This window comes from Paenibacillus sp. FSL W7-1088 (assembly GCF_037969855.1).
Taxonomy (GTDB): Bacteria; Bacillota; Bacilli; order Paenibacillales; family Paenibacillaceae; genus Paenibacillus.
On sequence record NZ_CP150216.1, the window covers coordinates 6,504,157 to 6,522,828 of the forward strand.

Here is an 18,672-nt window from a genome sequence, read left to right on the forward strand (position 1 = left end):
ATCGGTATACGCTGAAAGGAAATGAACATTTCCTCAAAAATACTGAAATTAAGGAAAACTTTATCCCCACCAATTACCATATTCTGAAACGGATCAGCATTCGGATTTTATTTCGAAAAACAAAATGACCCATAAGAGGATACTTTTCTTAAAGTGTCCTTCTTATGGGTCAAAATTCTAAGTTCAAATGAAATTGCTTTTTTTTATTTTCGCTGATCAATAAACAAACCATCTGTCATATAGGCATGTTGGTAGGCATTTTGCTGGGTACGTATCTTTCCTTGCTTCTGCATCCAGTTACCTGCTTCATCTTTTAATTGATGCATTCGTTGTAAAATAAGATCATCGGATGATAATATATCTTTTATTTTCTCTCGATGGGAATCTTCAATTTTAGAATGGAAAGATTCAAGCTGTTCAAATATAGCTTGTCTTTTTGCCACAAAAAGAGTGAACTCTTCCTCATCCCAATCATATAATTGTGAAACAGCATTTCTGCTTGTTCGTTGTAATTCGTCAAGTAATATTTCAATTCCCTGCCCCATCATACTTCTCCAGACACACTTGATATCTTGCTCGCTTCAATCCAAGTCTCGCGAAGTTCCTTCAGGTGCTCAGCTACTTCTTTTGCTTTTGTCGCATTTTTGTGAATATTTGATTCAATCAAGCAGCGCAACATGTATTCATATATTGCCAAAAGGTCATTAGAAATAGGATAATCGAAGTTTAAAGATGAAATCAATTCATGTACAATTGCCTGAGCTTTGCAGAGATTAGTATTTGCCTTTTCATAATTCCGCTCCTCGATCCCTTCAATACCTGCGTGGACGAAACGAATCGCCCCATCGTACAACATGATCAGCAATTTAGGCTTAGATGCGGTTTGAGCCTGCGCTTGTTGATATTTTTGATAGGGTGAATAGATCAAAATTTTATCCTCCTTTTACCGTTACAAGCCAGCCAGACTTGATGAAGTAGAATTATATTTGTTAATGGCTGTCTCCATCGCAGTGAATTTCTTGAAATAATTGGTTTCAATTGTATTGAGTTTTCTGGTCATATCACTAATACGACGTTCAAGAGCAGTTAAGGCTTCACCCATAGTACTGTTTGCTAAAAACGTTGAAGTTAAATCCTTACTGACCTGAGAGGTACCTGCTGTTTGGGCCATTTGCTGCAAGGATACATTTGTAATTTTACGCATTTTTGCAAGTAAACCGTCCGATTGTTTATACGTGTTATCAGTAAAAGAAGTGCTATAATTTGTTGAGAAAAAGTTGGTTACAATATCAGGATCTTTTTCTAGAGCCGTTTTCAACTTATCCGTATTCAGTTCCAGCTTACCATTTGTCTGATACGTCCCCGTGGTGATTCCAAGCTCAGTCAACATTAGAGGCTTCTTAACTGTTGATGTGGTTCCATCAGCATTCGTGACTTCAACTGTTCTCCCAATATCTACACCTTGTAACATGGCAGTTCTCATATCAGATAAGGTTTGCCGTAAGATACTATCGTTTTTGAGCATACCACTCTTTGCTTTATCGTTCCAAAGTTTGGCTTCCTCATCACTCATCGCAGCTCGCTCTTCTGTAGAGAGCGGTGTATACTTTTTGTAGCGTTCCTCGCTAACCTTACTATTTAATGTGGATAATACTTCATTATAAGCATCAACAAAGCTTTGAACAGCTTCGACGACTTTATCTGTATCTTTAGAAACCGTTATTCGGGTGGTATCAGTAGGAGTAGTGGCATTCAGGGTTAGCATAACTCCATTCACGTCAAAAGTGTTTGAAGATTTACTAACAGTCAGCCCATTGATAACAGCCTTAGCATCTTGTCCAGTAGTTGAAGTTAAGTTAAATTTGCTAAGTATAGCGGGGTCAATTTGTAGAGCACTGGAAGTGCCTGTAGCTTTACTTGTAAGTGACAAACCACCCGCAGCATCGTAAATGGCAGTAACACCTGCTGTTTTATTATTGTTAATCTTTGAAACGAAGGCCTCTATTGTATCACCTTCACTCACATCAATTGTTGCATTTCCGATTTGAACCTGCCCAGTTGCAATCCCTAGATCTTGGAGCGTAGTTGTAGAAGCATCTCTATTTGTCCAAGTCCCACTTCCTGTAACAGCGATAGAAGCGCTTGCTAAGCGTTCCACTTTTATATCTATTACACCACTGGCAGAGGAAGAGGCAACTGCAGAAACAGCAGAGGTATTTCCAGTTACATTTGCTTTCTGCGCATTTAATACTGTAGCAGAACTCAGCTTTGTAATCTTGTCTTGAAGGAAAGTAACTAACTTTGTGCTTACCTCGCGGTAGTTTTCCCGTTTCCATTCCATCAATTGTTTCTGCTGATTCATTTTTGTAAGGGGAATGTTTTCAGCAGTCATCAGTTTTTTAACCATTGAATCAATATCCATACCTGAAGCAAGACCAGAAATCCTTGTAACCATACATTGTCCTCCTCAAATTATACTTTTTTATCAACAAGTATCCCCGTGAATTCCATCATTTTAGCAACAACATCAAGGATTTTTTCGGGCGGTATTTCGCGAATCAGATCCCCGGTTTCTTTATTTAATACTTTGATCGTAATGGCATGCGTTTTATCGTGAACAGATATTTCCAATGTTCTTTGAGGTCCCTGAATGGCCTCGATGGCTTTCTGCAATTCCTGAATGGATTGTTCTTGAGTTTGATGCAGCTTGGGTATGGTCGTTACAGGTGGGGGTTGCAAAGTTGAATCGACATCATTCGGACTTGAGGACGAATCACTTTTTGAATAGGAGCTCATCTGTAAAGGGAAATTCCCGCTAATTCCGTTAGAAATACTCGAATCCATACTTTACCTCCATTTGTTTAAAATAAAATATCCAGCTTCTTCTCATCGTTAACTTATATATCGGTAAAATTTCGCAATTATTTATGAAATTCAAAAAAATTAATTAAAAAAAGACCTCGCTTGTGGCGAGGCCTTTCCAAACATGATTCAAAATTAACGCAGCAAGGACAGAACGCCTTGTGGCGCAGAGTTTGCTTGAGCAAGCATGGATTGGGAAGCTTGAAGCAAGATGTTGTTTTTGGACAGAGCAACCATTTCCTTAGCCATGTCAGTATCACGAATACGGGATTCGGATGCAGTCAGGTTCTCAACTGTTGTTCCCAAGTTGTTGGAAGTGTACTCCAGACGGTTTTGAACCGCACCAAGGTTCGCACGTTGTGTAGCTACTTTCTCAATCGCTGCACTAACATTCGACAAAGATGTTCCTGCACTCAGGTTCGAGAAGCCAGTTGTAACAACTTTGGCAATGTCAATTTTGAATTTAGCATCATCCGCTTGGATGGATACGTTTGAATTAGCAGCACCTTTGATTTTGATGCCGTTGAAGTTTGTGTTGGACATAATCGAATCGATTTGTTTACCAAGCTGTCTCAACTCGGCGTTGATGTTGGATTTGTCTCCGGAGCCATATGTTCCGTTTTCTTTTTGTACGTTCAGTTCTTTCATACGTCCCAGCATGGAGCTTACTTCATTCATTGCGCCCTCAGCTGTTTGTGCGAATGAAATACCATCTTGAACGTTACGTTGAGCTTGCTCCAAACCACGGATTTGACCGCGCATTTTTTCGGAAATGGAGAGACCTGCTGCATCGTCAGCCGCACGGTTGATGCGCAGACCGGAAGACAATTTCTCCATGTTTTTGCTAGCATTAGCACTGTTCAGACCCATGTTACGGTGTGTATTTACAGCTTGAAGGTTGTGATTGATAATCATTATTTGTTTCCTCCCTGAAATGGTTATATGCCCACGTCCATGTGGTATAAGCGTCTTCACAGGTCGGCCGCCCTGAAGAATTACCGCTCTAATATATATATCGACGACATGCCATAATTTGTTTATAGCCATTTCGAACTTTTTTCTTATTTTATATTAAATATTGAAGCTATGAAGATAGAACATCACCATTAATCATATTTTCTCCCCAAGTGCTTTATCGCCTCCTGGAGTTTATTTAGATTCATTGCAGCACTTTGATTATTCTGCTGGATAGCGTCAAGGACTTCTTTGCGATATATATCAATATCTCGAGGCGCCTCAATACCAATCTTTACAGCATCTCCATCTACTGATAAAACTGTTAACACAATATCATCTGAGATAACAATAGATTCACCCTTTTTACGTGTGAGTACCAGCATCAGAAATCACCGTCCTTGCTTTGGGATTCTTTATCACTCCAAAATGTATGTTTTGTCTTGTATTCGTTATTAGTCAAAATAATTTGTTTGCCTAGGTGTTGGTCTTTGTTAAATACAAGCGGGGCCAACAGATTGGCAGTTGTATTTTGTATTTGATCATGTAATGTTACAATGCATCGGACCAGAACTTGATCTTGATCTGTAATTTGAAGTTCCTCAATACACTCCGATGACAATTCAAACTCATAATTACGATAAAAATCAAACGGATTAACTGTAACAAAAGCAACCGTTGATTCTTCCAAAGCACTAAAAAGACTGAAAACCTCGTCATGCTGCTGCAAGTTAAATAATTTCAAATGTTCGAACCCAGGTATTCCCTTATTAAAGGTATATGTCTCAATCAACTGTCGATCGTCTTTATTGTTAAATTCATCATTTTGTTTCATTTTCCAACCCTCCTAATGTATTAAAAAAAGCTATGGACTATCACTCCTTGTCCATAGCTTAATGCGCACCTCTTAATAATATCAAATATTACCTCATGAAATCCATTAATGAAGGCTGCATAATCTGAGCAGAAGATTTTAGAGCCGCCTCATATATTGTTTGCGCTGAAGTAGCCTGAATCATTAGGCTTGCGACATCAGCATCCTCTGTTTTTGATTGAAGTGTGGTAAAGTTGAGGTTTTGGTCGGTTAAACGATTTTGAACCAACTCGATTCGATTACTCCGAGCGCCTACCTCTGAGAGGCTAGCTTGCATTTTCGTAATTCGAGATTCAATATTCCCAAGTTGAGTTTGCACTGCAGAGTTATCTCCACCATTTAACGCAGCTGAAAGATTGTCAATGACTTTAAATACATTGTCACTTTCTCCTTTGTAACCAAAAAAATCTGCACCAGACGTATTAATCTGGAATGTGACTTGCTCACTGATGGAATACATCACCCCCTGCGTATCCGTCTCAACATCCGCATAATCCGTTAAAGTACCCGATAATTCATACGGTGCCTTGTCGTAAGTTTGACCATTAAAGATAAATTTCCCACGGATTTGTGTATTACCGATATCTACAAGGTGTTTTTTCAATTCTTCTACTTCCAGATTAACAGCTTGTAGGTCAGAATCAGATAGCGTACCAGTAGAACCCTGAATAGCTAACTCTTTAAGCCTCTTCATTACATCATTAGCTTGCTGCATATTTGAATCCGTCGCATCCAGCCAACTTACCGCTGCATCCGTATTAGATTGGTACTGCTCATTCGCCGCCAACTCTGCACGGTAACGGAGCGCGTAAGTCACACCAACAGGATCATCGGATGGTTTATTGATTTTGCGCCCTGTGGAAATCTGGTTGGACATGTTATCCATACGGTTCAGGTTGCGGTTCAGGTTGCTAAGCATCTGAGTGCTCATCATTCCTGAGGTTACGCGAATAGCCATTATTGGTTACCCCTCTCTACGTCTTAGCGACCGACTACACCGGTGCTGTTAATGAGTTTGTTCAGCAGTTCATCGTAAGCAGTCATAAAACGAGCAGCTGCACTATACGCGTGCTGAAACTTGATCAAGTTACTCATTTCTTCATCTAGCGATACTCCACTTACCGATTGACGATTCAAGTCGACCTGTTCAGTGAGGAGTTGAGCATTTTGTGCTTGACGGTTAGCTTCTTGGGTCTGTACACCAAGTTGTCCTACAATTGCGCCGAAAAAGTCATCTACCGTGGTTGGTTTGGACAATGCCGATCCAAAATCAAATTTCGCATCTTTTAAGCCAGCTAAAGCCAGCGCCAGGCTATTATTCCCCAGTACTACACTCTCACTTGTACCTGTTCCGGTCGTACGCATCGAAGTTGCGATGTTATTCGGATCATTTTGGATATCTTTACTTAATGTAATATTTCCAGCCGTGATCGTTCCTGAACCGTCTTTGGTTGTAAAAAAGTCCCCGCCCGCAGTTGGTGTACTCCCACTAAGCGTATAACCCAGTTTATGAAGCCCATTAATCCCTTGAACCGTCACTTTCAGATCAGAAGTTATCGTTCTGTTGTTGTTGGCATTGGAATACGTAACATTGTTCAGGACTGTGCCTTCTGGCAAAACCGATCCCGCTGGAATTGTAATCTCAATATCCCCGGTTGCGAGCGTATTCGCCAGTTGATTGATTTGATTACGATAGTCTGCTACATATTGATCACGAGAATGAATCATTCCGTAGACTTCGCCACCAGTTAAAGTCCCCGCTTGATAGGCATTCTCTAAAATATCAGCCGTGACAGGAACCACCGCAGCTCCAGTGACTGCTACTTGGCCTGCAATCGTTACCTGGTAGCCACTATCTAGTTCTGTTATCTGAACGCCTGCAATCTTGGAGAGCTGGTCTACGGCGTAATCACGTTGGTCACGCAAATCATTGGCATTGTCTCCGAGTTGCTCCACTTTTACGATGTTGTTGTTCAGATCCGCTATGGACTGCAAATATGAGTTGATCTCAGTGGTTTTTAACGAAACGTTATTGGTCAAATCACTAGTCAGTGCATCCAATTGGAGACTGATTTGATTTAAACCATCTGTTAACGCCAAAGTTGTCTCTTTCACAATTTTGCGGTTTGTAACATCCTGTGGATCTTGACTAAGATCGGACCAAGAGTTCCAGAAGTTATTCAGCACTGTGCGAATACCCGTATCCGAAGGCTCATTCATGATGGTTTCAAGCTTTTCAAGTGTACTATTACGAATGGTCCATCCTCCAAGAGAGGTATTCTCATTGCGGAATTGGCCATCCAAAAAAGATTCACGAACACGCATAATTGAGTTAAACTCCACACCAGTTCCAAGCTGACCTGGTGCTGTTGTACGGTAAAATGCCACTGCATCAATTGGATCTGCTGCCGTCATGTTGACAACTTGTCGTGAATAACCTGGTGTATTCGCATTGGCAACGTTATGTCCTGTTGTGTTCAAAGCGGCCGTTTGTGTGATCAGACTGCGTTTGGCCGTTTCAATTGAATGAAATGTTGAAGCCATATTATTTTTCCCCCATTGTTAACCACGAGTATCAAAAAGACCAGAGCGAGCTATACCATAAGATTTCTCTAAAGGATTCTGATACGTGGCTTCTGATTCAGCATGAAATGACATTGTCTCAATAAAAAAGTCGATGTACGAGAGCGACTGCTTAATAAGCTGTTGATTGGATTCATTAAGATATTTCACCTTTTGTAGCACATCTGTTAATGAAGTTTGAGCTTGAAGAAGCCTCTTTTTCTCTGCGGTATCAAAGACCAGTCTTGTCAACTCACTAATGGTCAGATTTAACTTGGACTTAATACCACGTCCCTCCAGAAACTGGTGGACAGCCAGAAATCTTTGCTGCTCGATCAACTCAATCCTTTTCAGCAGTTTAGATTCCTGGTTAATTAGAGAAATCAGTATATCAACTTTGTTGGCAACAACAGCTTCCTTCTTCCGTTCCCCCAGCTCAAGCATCTCCACATGTGCGGCTTCCAACTGTTCAAGTACATCAATTATCGATTCAATTGCCATGTGTCCTCCTATTGATTAGGGAAGTTCTTAAAGTATGGAGCGAGCTTCTCGGCAAGCTTCTGGCTGTCTACTTGATAAGTTCCCGAATTTACCTGTTCCTTTAATTCTTGAATACGTTGTATACGTCCTGCATCCTGTGTACGACCTTGTTCCTCAAGCATCTTCATCGCCTCCGGAGAAATGGATACTTCGTCCTTACGGCGGCTCTTTTTGGCATCAGCCTGCTGATTGGATTCAACGTTTCTCTGATAGGAATTGATAGCACCAATTCTATTTGGTTCATTGATTTTCATACAAACTACACTTCCTTTACCCTAGGATTTTTTACATTATCTTTATGTTATTGAATGATTGAGATAATAAAAAAAACCGATAATCTTTAATAAGTTTATCGGTACGTTCCAAAACATTTGTTATAGCAAAAAGTGTATTTAAGCCCTCGCTCCTATGAATCGCGCAGTTTGTCGACAGCATTGTAGGCTCGCCCGCCTATATTATTGTTATCCTTCTGGCCTACTTCACGGGCTGCTCCTGCCAAATCTTTGGTCAAGCGGCTTCGACATGAATCACACATATGTCCTTCACGAATCAGCGTTCCACATACTTCACAAGGATACATCATGTTAGGGGCGTTTTCGATGGAAATCCGACCCTCCCGAATAAAGCGTGTGATTTGCTTAATCGAAATCTCCGTTGCATCAGATAATTCCTGTATATTGGTACCCTTATTCTCACGTAGGTAGTCTACACATGTCTGGTATTCCTGCTCAATTTCTTTGATACAGTTCGAACATACATCCCGAAAATTCAACGCATATAATCTGCCGCAGCGAGGACAATTACCTAGATTCATTGCTAAAACGCCCCTCTCATACTTCCTTTTCCGAATGGATAATAATTATACATTACCTTATTTTCACACATCAAGCCATAGTCTATTGCAAACATAGCAAGGGGTTAAAATGCATGTATGCGCAATCTTATGGATATTAAACAAGTTGTTTTTGCAGAATTACACATTAATCTTTCTCAGTGAAGAACTGATGAGCATAAACCTAGATATGTTGTTATTTAAAAATTAGTAAAGTGATCCCCAGTAATGGAGACAGGGATCACGTTAAATTTAACATGCATTTTCATATATCACTTATCGATTTTCAAACTTAAGATCTGGCCAAAGTCAGCGTGTAAATCTCGATTGGAATGTTCATGGAATATCCGGCGTTCAGTATCACCTGTCCACAAGCATTCAAAGTGCTACCCGTTGTGTAAATATCATCGATTAACAGCAAGCGTAAGGGAGGAATATGCCAGCTTTGTGGGGATGATCTGAAATGTGCAGAGACTCTTTCTCCAATGGCGTATGAATTTGTTGATGGCTGTGAATGTATCTCCTTTTGCGCGAATTGAGAGTTGGCTTGATACAAGTCATGTATCAACTCCAGTCCATCCGGCTGCATTGCAAATGCATCCTGCATGGTCTGAATACGCTCGCCGCGTGTCTTGAAGCTTTGTTTGGTAGTGTTGATCCGACGCTGCAGCAGATCAACTACAGGCAGGCGGACGGCTGCGGCAAGTCCTGCTGCGAGCCGCTCGGCCTGGTTGAAGCCGCGCTCGGCCAGGCGTTCGTCGCTGACGGGCACATAGGTCACCGCGTCTGGCCGCCATCGCTGCTTGTTGTTTTGGAACAGCGACTGGCGGTGGCGCCTCGCTGCTCCGGGATGAGCCACGGGGGCCAGGGTTTCTTTTGCCAAAACAGGGTTGAGTTCTTCGCTCATTGCTTGAAATGCTTGAATAATAAGTGCTGTTAACAGTGGTGCATAGCGCTCGTGTCCTCTGAATTTGTACATCCCAATCCATTCCTTCATAAGAGCGTTATACTGGACGGCGCTGCGGTTGCATATGAATGAACGGTTTTGCATGTGTGGGCGGACGCAGTCCGGGCAGCCGATCCCTCGACCACAACGCAGACAGCGGATGGAACGAATCCATGGAATTTGCTGCATACAACGCGGACAGATGCCGGGGTAAATCGGAGACAATATCGCACGTGTACCACAGGTTAGACAAGTCGCTCCGGGTGGGGCGAGTAATCCATGCAGGCGATGGGTGAGTTGGTGCAGGTGGTCAGTGATACTGCTTAGCCAGTTTGACATTCCATTGTTGCCTCCCTTCGTATCTATGGGTGTGTTGGCGGGTGAAGGTAGCCTTTGCGTTTTGCGATGGTGTTCATCTTTTGGATCTGGGCCACCGCTTTCACCTGGGAACGCGTACGACGGGATGATGCGAAGACGACTCTTCCTGCTGGATCATCCATAGATCGACCCGCTCTACCCGCCATCTGTACCAGAGATGCTTCGTCAAAGAGGCCATTGTCCGCATCCAAAATAAATACATCGCTGCGCGGAATGGTGACGCCCCGCTCCAAGATAGTGGTGGTCACGAGCAGACGTATGGTCCGTTCACGAAACGCAATAACTTTGCTCGCGCGATCCGGATCTTGGGATGATGTTCCTTCGATATGGATTTGCGGAAACATGCGACGCATGAGATTTACAAATGCCTCAATCTGAGCGATCCGTGTCACAAAAACAAATACCTGAGCTTCCCGTAGCAAGGAGGTTTGAATACTCTTTTTTAGCGTGGCGGGCAGCTCTCGCTTCCGAATACACTCAGCGACGGTAGGCATTTTCAGTAAACGCGGCACGGGCAAGGGATGGCGATGGAAACGTACCGGAACTTTGGCGTGAGTGAGTTTCCCTTGCGCCGCTTCCCGCTGCAGCCTAGCTGGTGGTGTAGCGGACAAATAAACAAAATGACCATCAGGCTTGCATGAGGACGCAGCTGCATGAGCGAGCATTGGATCATTATGGTAGGGAAATGCGTCGAGCTCGTCGATAATAACCAGATCAAATCCCTGGTAAAAACGCATCAGTTGGTGCGTGGTCGCGAGTATGAGCTGTGCGTCTTTCCAGCGCTCGGTGCTGCCTCCGTATAGCGTAGCGAGTGAGATGTCGGGGAACGCCTTCGCCAGACGAGGGGCGAGCTCCAGCACGACATCCCGGCGCGGCGTAGCAACAAGCGCACGTCCACCGCGCTCCAATATGTATTGGAGCAAAGGGAATATCATCTCGGTTTTACCTGCCCCGGTCACGGCCCACAGCAAAAACCGCCCCGGCCCATACCCTGCGGATGGCTGGGCCAAAAACGCCAGCGCCGCGGCAGCCGCCGCGCTCTGCGCAGGGCTAAGTCCCCACCGGGCAAGTCCGCCCTCGGTGGGGACAACGGCCGTGCCACGCTGCGATGCACCGCGTGGCACGGCCGTATGCGCTGCGCTACGCAGCAGCAGCGCACAGGCACGGCTGCGCCCCAGCGCGAGGCAAGCCTCGCAGTAGGCGCACGCCGCCAGGCCGCAGGCAGCGCAGGGCACGCGCTGCCCGGCAAAGCTGCCGCATCGGCGGCAGCGGGGCGCGCTCTGCGCGCGACCAAGCCACGCGAGGCGTTGCCGCCGCGTGGCAGGCCCTTCCAGGGCGGCTGTTATGCTCAGCCGCCCACGCAGGTGCGCGAGCTGTGCAGCCGCGCACCAAACCGAGGCAAGCTGCGGCGACGTATCCGCCAGCAGCGCCTCTGCCTCGGCCGCCAGCAATTGGCGGCCGCGAAGCCGCTCAGCCAGCAGGGCCGCGCCCCGCTCCAGCTGAGCCCAGTCTCCGGCGGGATACGGCTCTGGCGTCCCGCCCACCTCCGCACCTCTTTCAGCAGTAATCCCCGCGTTGCCCGCCATCTCTCCCCTAGCCTCCAGGTCCCCGGTGGCCCGCTCGTACTTTTCCAGTTTGCGCTGCATATACACCTGCCAGTGTTCCTCTCCCCACTGATCCATACCTCGCTCCACCTCAAAATTCTCTACCATCCACGAGGCCTGACTTAAAGGTAATTCCCTGCCTAACATCAACCATCGCAACACCCGCCGTCCGCTCACCCCCTCAAGCCACCACGCCACATCCACTCGGATATCCAGTGACAGCGCCATCTTCCACTCTTCTCTCACTCGGCACACATACAACCCAACCTTCATCTGCTCTCCTCCTTCATTCTCCATGTCCCGAAACGCAAAAAAGCACATGCCAACCGACTATTCGTCGGAGCATGTGCTTCATGTCCATATCTCATAAATCCAATATCCATTTGTATTATCACTATATCAATTGTGGAGTCGTCCAACAAGTCGTTTAGTTTCCAAAAGTAATTGTTACGATCATTTTACCCATTCAATGAGTACCGATAATCTTTCTTTGATCATGCGAAACTTTTTCCAATCTGCATCGTCTATACTTTTAACTTAAGAGTTCTGATTTCAAAAAGGTTCATGCAACGATCCCTACAAAACTCTAACAGGGACAATAACCATAGATTGCATAAAAACCCATATTTAATTTAACAGCAAGCTTGGCTACAATGACAAAAAAAGACTACAGCATACGCTGTAATCTTTAACCTCAAACATGATGAAATTCACGCTTATTTGAGCAAGCCGGCATGACTTCATTGAAAGTGCATTCTGACTGATGACACGCTTTAGCCAGTCTGTCTCAGCAGCTTGCACGATGAATGAGCCCAACTGTTGCAAAAAAAAGCATCTACTGCTTTGGCTCACGCAAATCGATAAGGCGAATAGAACGATTCCCGGTCTGATTCCCCTGTTCCATATCAGTAGGGACAGCAGACAAGTAGGATAACTCCATTCCTTGCCTAAGCATAAGCTTTTCAATAATACGAACCGTTTCGGCTTCCGTGCGATCAGCGACAACCGTCAACGTGAAGCTCTTTCCACGGTAAAATAATTCCCGGCAAAGCGCTCTTACAATGCCTTCAATCCGCTGCTCCTGATTGGAAGGAATGAGCATAATCTGCTCGTAGCCTTCAGGGTCTGGACGGGAAAGATGGCGCTGGTGCATGGCATGAACGGCCATTGCCGCCAGGAAGTATATGAGCAGAATCATAGTCAGATGAGCAACCATGGCAACTGCACCTCCTCGGAAGGTCATGCTCACCCATGGCGAACATCCCTGTATACAGCAGTATATGCCGCATTCCCCGAAGGGTTACACTTGCAAATCCCATACGCGCATATTCCATTCTGATCGACACCGGACGAAGAAGACAGGCCAGGTCGTTCACTCATTCATGCCGAAGCTTGCACATAAGTTCTCCTAACTTCACACTTTGCTCATTTGCAGTAATAAAGTCCATTAACCCGCTAACCAGTCCAATATTATGGAATGGGCGCGAGTAAACAGAATCCTATAATTGCTACATCCAAATTGCATCTAAATACAATCGTATATTAAAGGGTAACCCAACCATATTTGATCGAGTTGATAACCGCTTGCGTACGATCGTCCACTTCCATCTTCTGCAGAATACTGCTGACATGGTTTTTTACTGTTTTCTCACTGATGAACAGGAACTCACCAATCATTTTATTGCTCTTACCTTCAGCCATCAGACGCAAAACTTCAGCCTCACGACGAGTAAGCGGATTATTGTCGCCAGCGACAAATTTAACGCCTGCTTCCTTCGAAGCTCCTTCGCTCATTGCCCCTGTCTCATTAAGGTACGTCATCCGACGCAACTGCATGATCAGTTTGCCAGTTACTTTAGGGTGGATGAATGCATGCCCTTCATGAACGGAACGAATCGCATTGATCAGGGACTCGGCCTCCATGTCTTTCAGCAGGTATCCGTTAGCACCTTTACGGAGCGTTTCGAACACATAACTCTCATCATCATGAATAGACAAGATAATCACTTTGACATCTGGGAACAGCTCACGCAATTTCTCCGTCGCTTCAACCCCGTTTTCCACCGGCATGTTGATGTCCATTAATACGATGTCCGGTTTATCCTGATTACAGAATTCGAGCACTTGAATCCCATCGCCGCATTCGCCGATGACCTCAATGTCGTCCTCCATATTTAAAATGCGTTTCAGACCTTCACGGAACAGCTGATGATCATCAGCCAAAAGAACTTTAATTGATGCCTTACCAGTATCACGGTTTTCCATCCTGCTACTCCTTTCCCTTATCCACGTTTGTCGGGATATGAATCACTATTTTGGTTCCTTGATTTTCCGCGGATTCAATCTCTATTCTTCCTTCTAACAGTTCAACCCGCTCTCTCATCCCAATCAGACCGAAGTGGGTATGATCCTTGCTCTTCTTCGCAAGAAGCTCCGGTTTGAACCCAAGCCCATTGTCCTGCACGACAATCTTGACGAGCTGAGCCTGGTATGTAATTTCCACTACAACATAAGTGGGATAAGCATGCTTTGCAGCATTGGACAGACCTTCCTGCACGAGGCGGTAGATCGCAGCCTCCATTGCCGAAGATAAACGGTGTTCCTTGCCTCTCGTTTCAAAAAGCGAGCGGATTTTTGTTTTTTCTTCAAAATCCTGCACGTACTTCCGAAGCGTTGGAATCAATCCCAGGTCATCCAGTGCCATAGGACGCAAATTGAAAATAACTTTTCTCATTTCTCCAAGACTCGAACGAACCTGGCCTTTCAAATCTACTATTTCGGCCTGGACCATCTTAAAATCCTGCTTTATGAGCATTCTTTCTACAATTTCCGTCCTAAGTACTAGATTTGCGAGCATCTGCGCAGGTCCGTCATGGATCTCACGGGCAATACGTTTCCGCTCTTCTTCCTGGGCCAAAATTATTTTCAAACCAATCATTTGTCGATTTTTGGCGGATTCAATGATGCGGGTCACTTGACCCAGCTCACCCGACAGATACTCCAGTACAACCCCCATCTGGGAACCGATCGTCTCGGCGCGCTCCACGGAAGCTTCCACATTTTTGGCACGCTTCTGCAGATCATCCCGACGGGCTTTCAGATACATTTCCTTCTCACGGTAAATCATCAGATCCAGCTGTAACTGCGTCGCTTTCTCATACGCCTGCTTGATATCATGCTCGGAATAACGGACGAAGTCACGGCTAACCTCAGTTAGCCGGATCCGGGAGCGGCGGTAGTTGAGCTCCAATTGATCTACTTTCTCGATCGTTTCCGCCGTCTCCTTCAGAACCGACTTCAACTCCTCGTTCAGCGTTTTCAGCTCATTCCGAGTCGAGTCCATAATCTCAAACATTTGATATTTACTGTTTTCCATGACTTGTATGGCGTTTTTTATGACGCGGTCTATGGCATCGGCTTGTAAATCCACGTTTGTTCGACTCCATTTCTATCGTTTCCGGTATATATCATACCATATCACGATGAGATGGTAACGGTCTTCGTGTTCTGTTCCCATTTTACAGTCAGTCCAAGCTGCTCCGAAACGAGTCTGAGCGGGACTAAAGTCCTACCACCAGATACGTAAGGTGCTACTGTTGCACTTTGTCTTTTGCCATTGATAATGAATTCTTTCTGGCCTACCACCAGATCAATCAGCTTGCCGCCACGTACAACCGTAATCCGTTGGTTTTTGCTATCCCAGCTCGCCTGTCCGCCAAAAGCATCCAATACATGCTTGATTGGAACATATGTTGTACCATTTTTCAGTACTGGCGCAGCATCGATTGCCTTTTTCGTTCCGTTTACGGTCATGGATTTCTGTCCAAGCACGAGCGAAGCAGTTCCTGTAGGCAAGCCCACTTCACTGGATTTGGATGGCATGGTGAAAGCAATGTTGTCAAAAGCAACCGTGCCTGTCTTCGCACGCTCATCCTGACCTTCTTCCACATTCACCACATAAACACGTTTCAGCTTCGCCGGATAAGCCATGTTCAGCCCATTTAGGTCCACATTCAGCTTTTTCCAACCATCCCAATCAATCGCTTTAGCGAGATCGGCATATACCGTTTTGCCATTGGCATCGGTAAATTCGGCACGCAGCCAGTTCAGACTCTTATCTCCCATAACATCCATCGACATGGATGTCGCTGTTGCAGATACCTCTTTGCCAGTGGAACCGTTCAATTGGGCATATGCATACATTTTACCTATTCCTGCGGTCATATCATAGCTCAGCTGCAGCACCTTGGAACCGGCTTTTTCACCTGTTCCCGCTGTCACGGATGCCGATCCAGTTACACCTGATGCGTTGGTCGTGAAGTTGATCGGGTAGCTTACATTCTCGAAGTTCTCCCACATTGTTTCACTTGCCGCAGCGGAAAGCACAACTACCGTGCTGTAGCCGTCATAACGACCGATCGCATAGCCAACTTGAGCGCCAGAGTTCACGGAGGATACGGTTAATTGGTCTGCAACCACTTTACCTTTGAAACCGATAAATTCCCAAGTCAGCGAGTCCGCCGGAACTGTCACACTTTGTCCGTCTTTGGTCTTCGCCGTTACCGGTATGGAAATCGTTGTGCCCGCTTGGAGCGATCCCAAGCCAGACCCTGCTGTCAGGGAAGCCAGTTCATTTCCGCCCAGCACGGTAACTTTAATGGAAGATGAAGCACCATTACTTGTTGCAGTCAACGTCGCTGTACCTGGTTTCACACCTTTGATCGTTCCATTGCTTACACTCACGATGCCGTTGTTGCTCGATTTCCAGGTCATCTTGATATCGCCTGTGGCAATCGGGTTATAGTAGGTGTCATATCCTTTGGCTGTATACTTGCCCTCTTGTCCGACCAGCAACGTTTGGCTGCCACTCACGGCAAAGCCCTTCAGCTTACCTTCCGGAGCCGTAGAGAACACGCCCAGCGTGTTTACGACCTGACGCTGCTCTGTACCATACTCCGTGTTGAACGTAAGCCCTGCTGTCTCCTCACCAAGTGGACGAGTTACCATCGTTGTGGAGCCGCCTCCGTCCAAATTCATGCCTTTCCATACACCAATGCTGGTCATGAAGGATTGCAGTTCAGTCAGCGATAAACCGCTGCTGTTACTGTTTTTCTCCGCTGCAATAATGTAGACATACCGACCATCTTGAGAGTAGCCGACTGCTGTTCTCGCACGAATGCCACCGATGCCGGAAGCAGCAATATCGCGGGAAAAAGTTGCCGCCTTGCCACCATTCACCAGAATGGTATGGCCACCGATCATCATCTGCAGGTTGCTTGGATCAACGGTTTCCCCCGTCGTTTTGGCTTTCAGCTTGTAATCTGCATTCAGCGTCTGGCCTACCGCCAGGTGAGTCATAATCCATGTCGCTGCCGTTCCGTGCGCACGCAAAATGTACCCATCCGCCGGCACCGTCATGTTTAACGCTTTTTTATCCGAAATCTGCGTGATCACACCGTTCTGCACAAGGACCTCGGTTGGTGTTGTGGAAGGATCATTCGGCCGCTTCGTTGACGTCCAAGCCGGTGTATAAATATACATCGAATTGGCATGACTGTACTTCACCGAGCTCGATTCGACCGTGTAGTCCTCTTTATTTATCCCACGCAAAGCAAACGTTGAACCATCATCTGCCTTCACGGTGCCATCGAATGAATATTCATCAATCATCGGCTTGCCGTCTTTGGTTACGGTGAGGGCATACATCCCTGACAGTTCGGATGGAGTAGATACGAGGACCCCATCCGAGACCTGTCCACCGATTGGAGCAAGTTCCCCGGATACATTGAAATAATCGCCGTTCACGGCGGCTACTGCACCATTTTCCTTAGCCATGCCACCCGTGCTTTGTTTACTATTCAGATTGCCACCTTTGCCTGTCATGACATCCAGCTTCACATAGGGATTTTGCAAATCCACTTGAATGACGTCAGCCAGTACGTTCACCTTCGAGCCGGAACGTGTTGTTGTATAATTGTATTTCATTAACTTCGCACCCGAAGTCAGAATTTCTTCACTCAATTTGCTTGTTGTTGTAGAGGCCGCTGCAGCCACCGACTGCCATGAACTTCCCGACCACACCTGTTGTCCTGCTCCCAGAACCGGTGCAATCCAGATCACGCCTGCCAGCGTCACAATCGCCCATTTCTTCGCCTTGCTACCCTTAACGTCGTTCAGCCGTTTCCCCTTTTTCCCCAGCATGTTTGAAACGTCTCTCCCATCTTGTATATCAATCTTAGATATCACGATCTCTACCACGTGGCAGCAGATAGCGAGATTTCTAGTATACTCTTCTATTAATAGACTACTTATTGTGGAAAAAGTTACGCCCCGAGCCTGAATTCAGGTATTTATTGGGTTATGCGACATCTTCTGATTATGTTATACGAATAACGTATAGAGCAAATAGACTTCAGCTATGCCTAGTTCAGCACAACAGAAGTCTGCTTGGATTAGATTTGACTCTTGAAACTATTGCCGGACCCTCAATCGACTCTTACATGAAACTCCATTTGATATGATGCTATTATTTCCCTGACGATCTCGACATGATAAATTCACCAATAATTGTTGTTCCATCTTTCTCGTACACGGGTATGCTTCGATCCATCTTCTGCTGGCTCTGCCATTGCAACGCTTCTTCAGGGGTTCTGTGATCTGGTCCTTGTAAATCAGCCTCTAGAACATAACCGATAGCCCCATTAGTGGCTTCAGCCAATACCAGATCTGGACCTACAAGCTCCTTTCCATAATCGCCAGAATTCCCTCCGTACGTCTGACCTGCCTGGTTTACTGGATAGGTGGTGTGACTCCCTTTCGCTCCATTTTCATTCTGTGCAGAATTAGCAGAGTCGATATAAACAGAACCCGAAATAATTACTACAACAGCCATTATAGTTAATATAGCTATCAGAGATTTCTTTATTTCCATCGTACCCTTACCTCCCTATCAGTTCAGCATGCCAACACTGTGTAATTTCACATATATATTCTCTCACTATTGACTAGCGTACCACTCTAACTACAATAATGTAAACATTTCCCTCTTTCAAATTAAAAAGGAACACCTCAAGAAATGAACTTTCTTGAAATGTTCCAACCTTGTTACATATCGTTATCA

At 45.3% G+C, this 18,672-nt stretch carries 20 protein-coding genes; all 20 read right to left on the reverse strand.

The annotated features are described in order from the left end of the window. Positions 1–203 precede the first annotated feature (203 nt). The 20 genes from MKY42_RS29450 to MKY42_RS29545 all read right to left on the reverse strand — a co-directional run bounded on the left by MKY42_RS29450 (position 204) and on the right by MKY42_RS29545 (position 18,483). Complete coding sequence (locus MKY42_RS29450) at positions 204–548, reverse strand: hypothetical protein (RefSeq protein ID WP_339846706.1); 345 nt, start codon at positions 546–548, stop codon at positions 204–206. After that, complete coding sequence (gene fliS / locus MKY42_RS29455; RefSeq protein ID WP_339846708.1) at positions 545–928, reverse strand: flagellar export chaperone FliS; 384 nt, start codon at positions 926–928, stop codon at positions 545–547. Before fliS ends, MKY42_RS29450 begins: the two co-directional genes overlap by 4 nt. Before the next feature lie 21 nt (positions 929–949). Next, positions 950–2,455 carry a flagellar filament capping protein FliD gene (gene fliD, locus MKY42_RS29460; RefSeq protein WP_339846710.1) on the reverse strand — a complete coding sequence of 502 codons (1,506 nt, stop codon included), beginning with the start codon at positions 2,453–2,455 and terminating at the stop codon, positions 950–952. A 17-nt stretch (positions 2,456–2,472) separates the two neighbouring features. Continuing rightward, on the reverse strand, positions 2,473–2,844 hold the full coding sequence (locus MKY42_RS29465; RefSeq protein ID WP_339846713.1) for a flagellar protein FlaG: 372 nt from the start codon (positions 2,842–2,844) through the stop codon (positions 2,473–2,475). Between the two features lie 153 nt (positions 2,845–2,997). Continuing rightward, positions 2,998–3,777, reverse strand: coding sequence for a flagellin (locus tag MKY42_RS29470; protein WP_339846716.1), 780 nt, complete (start codon positions 3,775–3,777; stop codon positions 2,998–3,000). Between the two features lie 191 nt (positions 3,778–3,968). After that, positions 3,969–4,202, reverse strand: a complete 234-nt coding sequence (gene csrA, locus MKY42_RS29475) for a carbon storage regulator CsrA (RefSeq protein WP_337033165.1) — start codon at positions 4,200–4,202, stop codon at positions 3,969–3,971. Then, positions 4,202–4,651, reverse strand: a complete 450-nt coding sequence (locus MKY42_RS29480) for a flagellar assembly protein FliW (RefSeq protein ID WP_339846722.1) — start codon at positions 4,649–4,651, stop codon at positions 4,202–4,204. Before MKY42_RS29480 ends, csrA begins: the two co-directional genes overlap by 1 nt. A gap of 88 nt (positions 4,652–4,739) precedes the next feature. After that, on the reverse strand, positions 4,740–5,648 hold the full coding sequence (gene flgL / locus MKY42_RS29485) for a flagellar hook-associated protein FlgL (RefSeq protein WP_339846724.1): 909 nt from the start codon (positions 5,646–5,648) through the stop codon (positions 4,740–4,742). Positions 5,649–5,671: 23 nt separating this feature from the next. Next, positions 5,672–7,234: a flagellar hook-associated protein FlgK gene (flgK, locus tag MKY42_RS29490; protein WP_090903543.1), complete on the reverse strand. Its 1,563-nt coding sequence runs from the start codon at positions 7,232–7,234 to the stop codon at positions 5,672–5,674. Positions 7,235–7,252: 18 nt separating this feature from the next. Next, positions 7,253–7,753, reverse strand: a complete 501-nt coding sequence (locus tag MKY42_RS29495) for a flagellar protein FlgN (protein ID WP_090903542.1) — start codon at positions 7,751–7,753, stop codon at positions 7,253–7,255. 8 nt (positions 7,754–7,761) lie between these two features. Next, positions 7,762–8,046, reverse strand: coding sequence for a flagellar biosynthesis anti-sigma factor FlgM (gene flgM / locus MKY42_RS29500; protein WP_062329757.1), 285 nt, complete (start codon positions 8,044–8,046; stop codon positions 7,762–7,764). A 152-nt stretch (positions 8,047–8,198) separates the two neighbouring features. After that, positions 8,199–8,606 carry a TIGR03826 family flagellar region protein gene (locus tag MKY42_RS29505; RefSeq protein WP_064641917.1) on the reverse strand — a complete coding sequence of 136 codons (408 nt, stop codon included), beginning with the start codon at positions 8,604–8,606 and terminating at the stop codon, positions 8,199–8,201. Positions 8,607–8,916: 310 nt separating this feature from the next. Continuing rightward, entirely contained in the window at positions 8,917–9,621 is a 705-nt protein-coding gene (locus MKY42_RS29510; RefSeq protein ID WP_339846734.1) for a hypothetical protein, read from the reverse strand. 7 nt (positions 9,622–9,628) lie between these two features. After that, complete coding sequence (locus MKY42_RS29515) at positions 9,629–9,823, reverse strand: hypothetical protein (RefSeq protein ID WP_339846737.1); 195 nt, start codon at positions 9,821–9,823, stop codon at positions 9,629–9,631. A 109-nt stretch (positions 9,824–9,932) separates the two neighbouring features. Continuing rightward, complete coding sequence (locus MKY42_RS29520) at positions 9,933–11,072, reverse strand: helicase-related protein (RefSeq protein WP_339846740.1); 1,140 nt, start codon at positions 11,070–11,072, stop codon at positions 9,933–9,935. Between the two features lie 1,315 nt (positions 11,073–12,387). Beyond that, positions 12,388–12,795 (reverse strand): hypothetical protein, encoded by a 408-nt coding sequence (locus MKY42_RS29525; protein WP_339846743.1) that lies wholly within the window; start codon positions 12,793–12,795, stop codon positions 12,388–12,390. Between the two features lie 299 nt (positions 12,796–13,094). Further along, complete coding sequence (locus tag MKY42_RS29530) at positions 13,095–13,817, reverse strand: response regulator transcription factor (RefSeq protein ID WP_024631627.1); 723 nt, start codon at positions 13,815–13,817, stop codon at positions 13,095–13,097. Between the two features lie 4 nt (positions 13,818–13,821). Continuing rightward, on the reverse strand, positions 13,822–14,982 hold the full coding sequence (locus MKY42_RS29535; protein ID WP_024631628.1) for a sensor histidine kinase: 1,161 nt from the start codon (positions 14,980–14,982) through the stop codon (positions 13,822–13,824). A gap of 47 nt (positions 14,983–15,029) precedes the next feature. Next, a complete protein-coding gene (locus tag MKY42_RS29540; RefSeq protein WP_339846747.1) occupies positions 15,030–17,753 on the reverse strand; it encodes a stalk domain-containing protein in 2,724 nt (907 codons plus the stop codon). A 325-nt stretch (positions 17,754–18,078) separates the two neighbouring features. After that, positions 18,079–18,483 (reverse strand): hypothetical protein, encoded by a 405-nt coding sequence (locus tag MKY42_RS29545; protein WP_339846750.1) that lies wholly within the window; start codon positions 18,481–18,483, stop codon positions 18,079–18,081. Between the last annotated feature and the right edge of the window lie 189 nt (positions 18,484–18,672).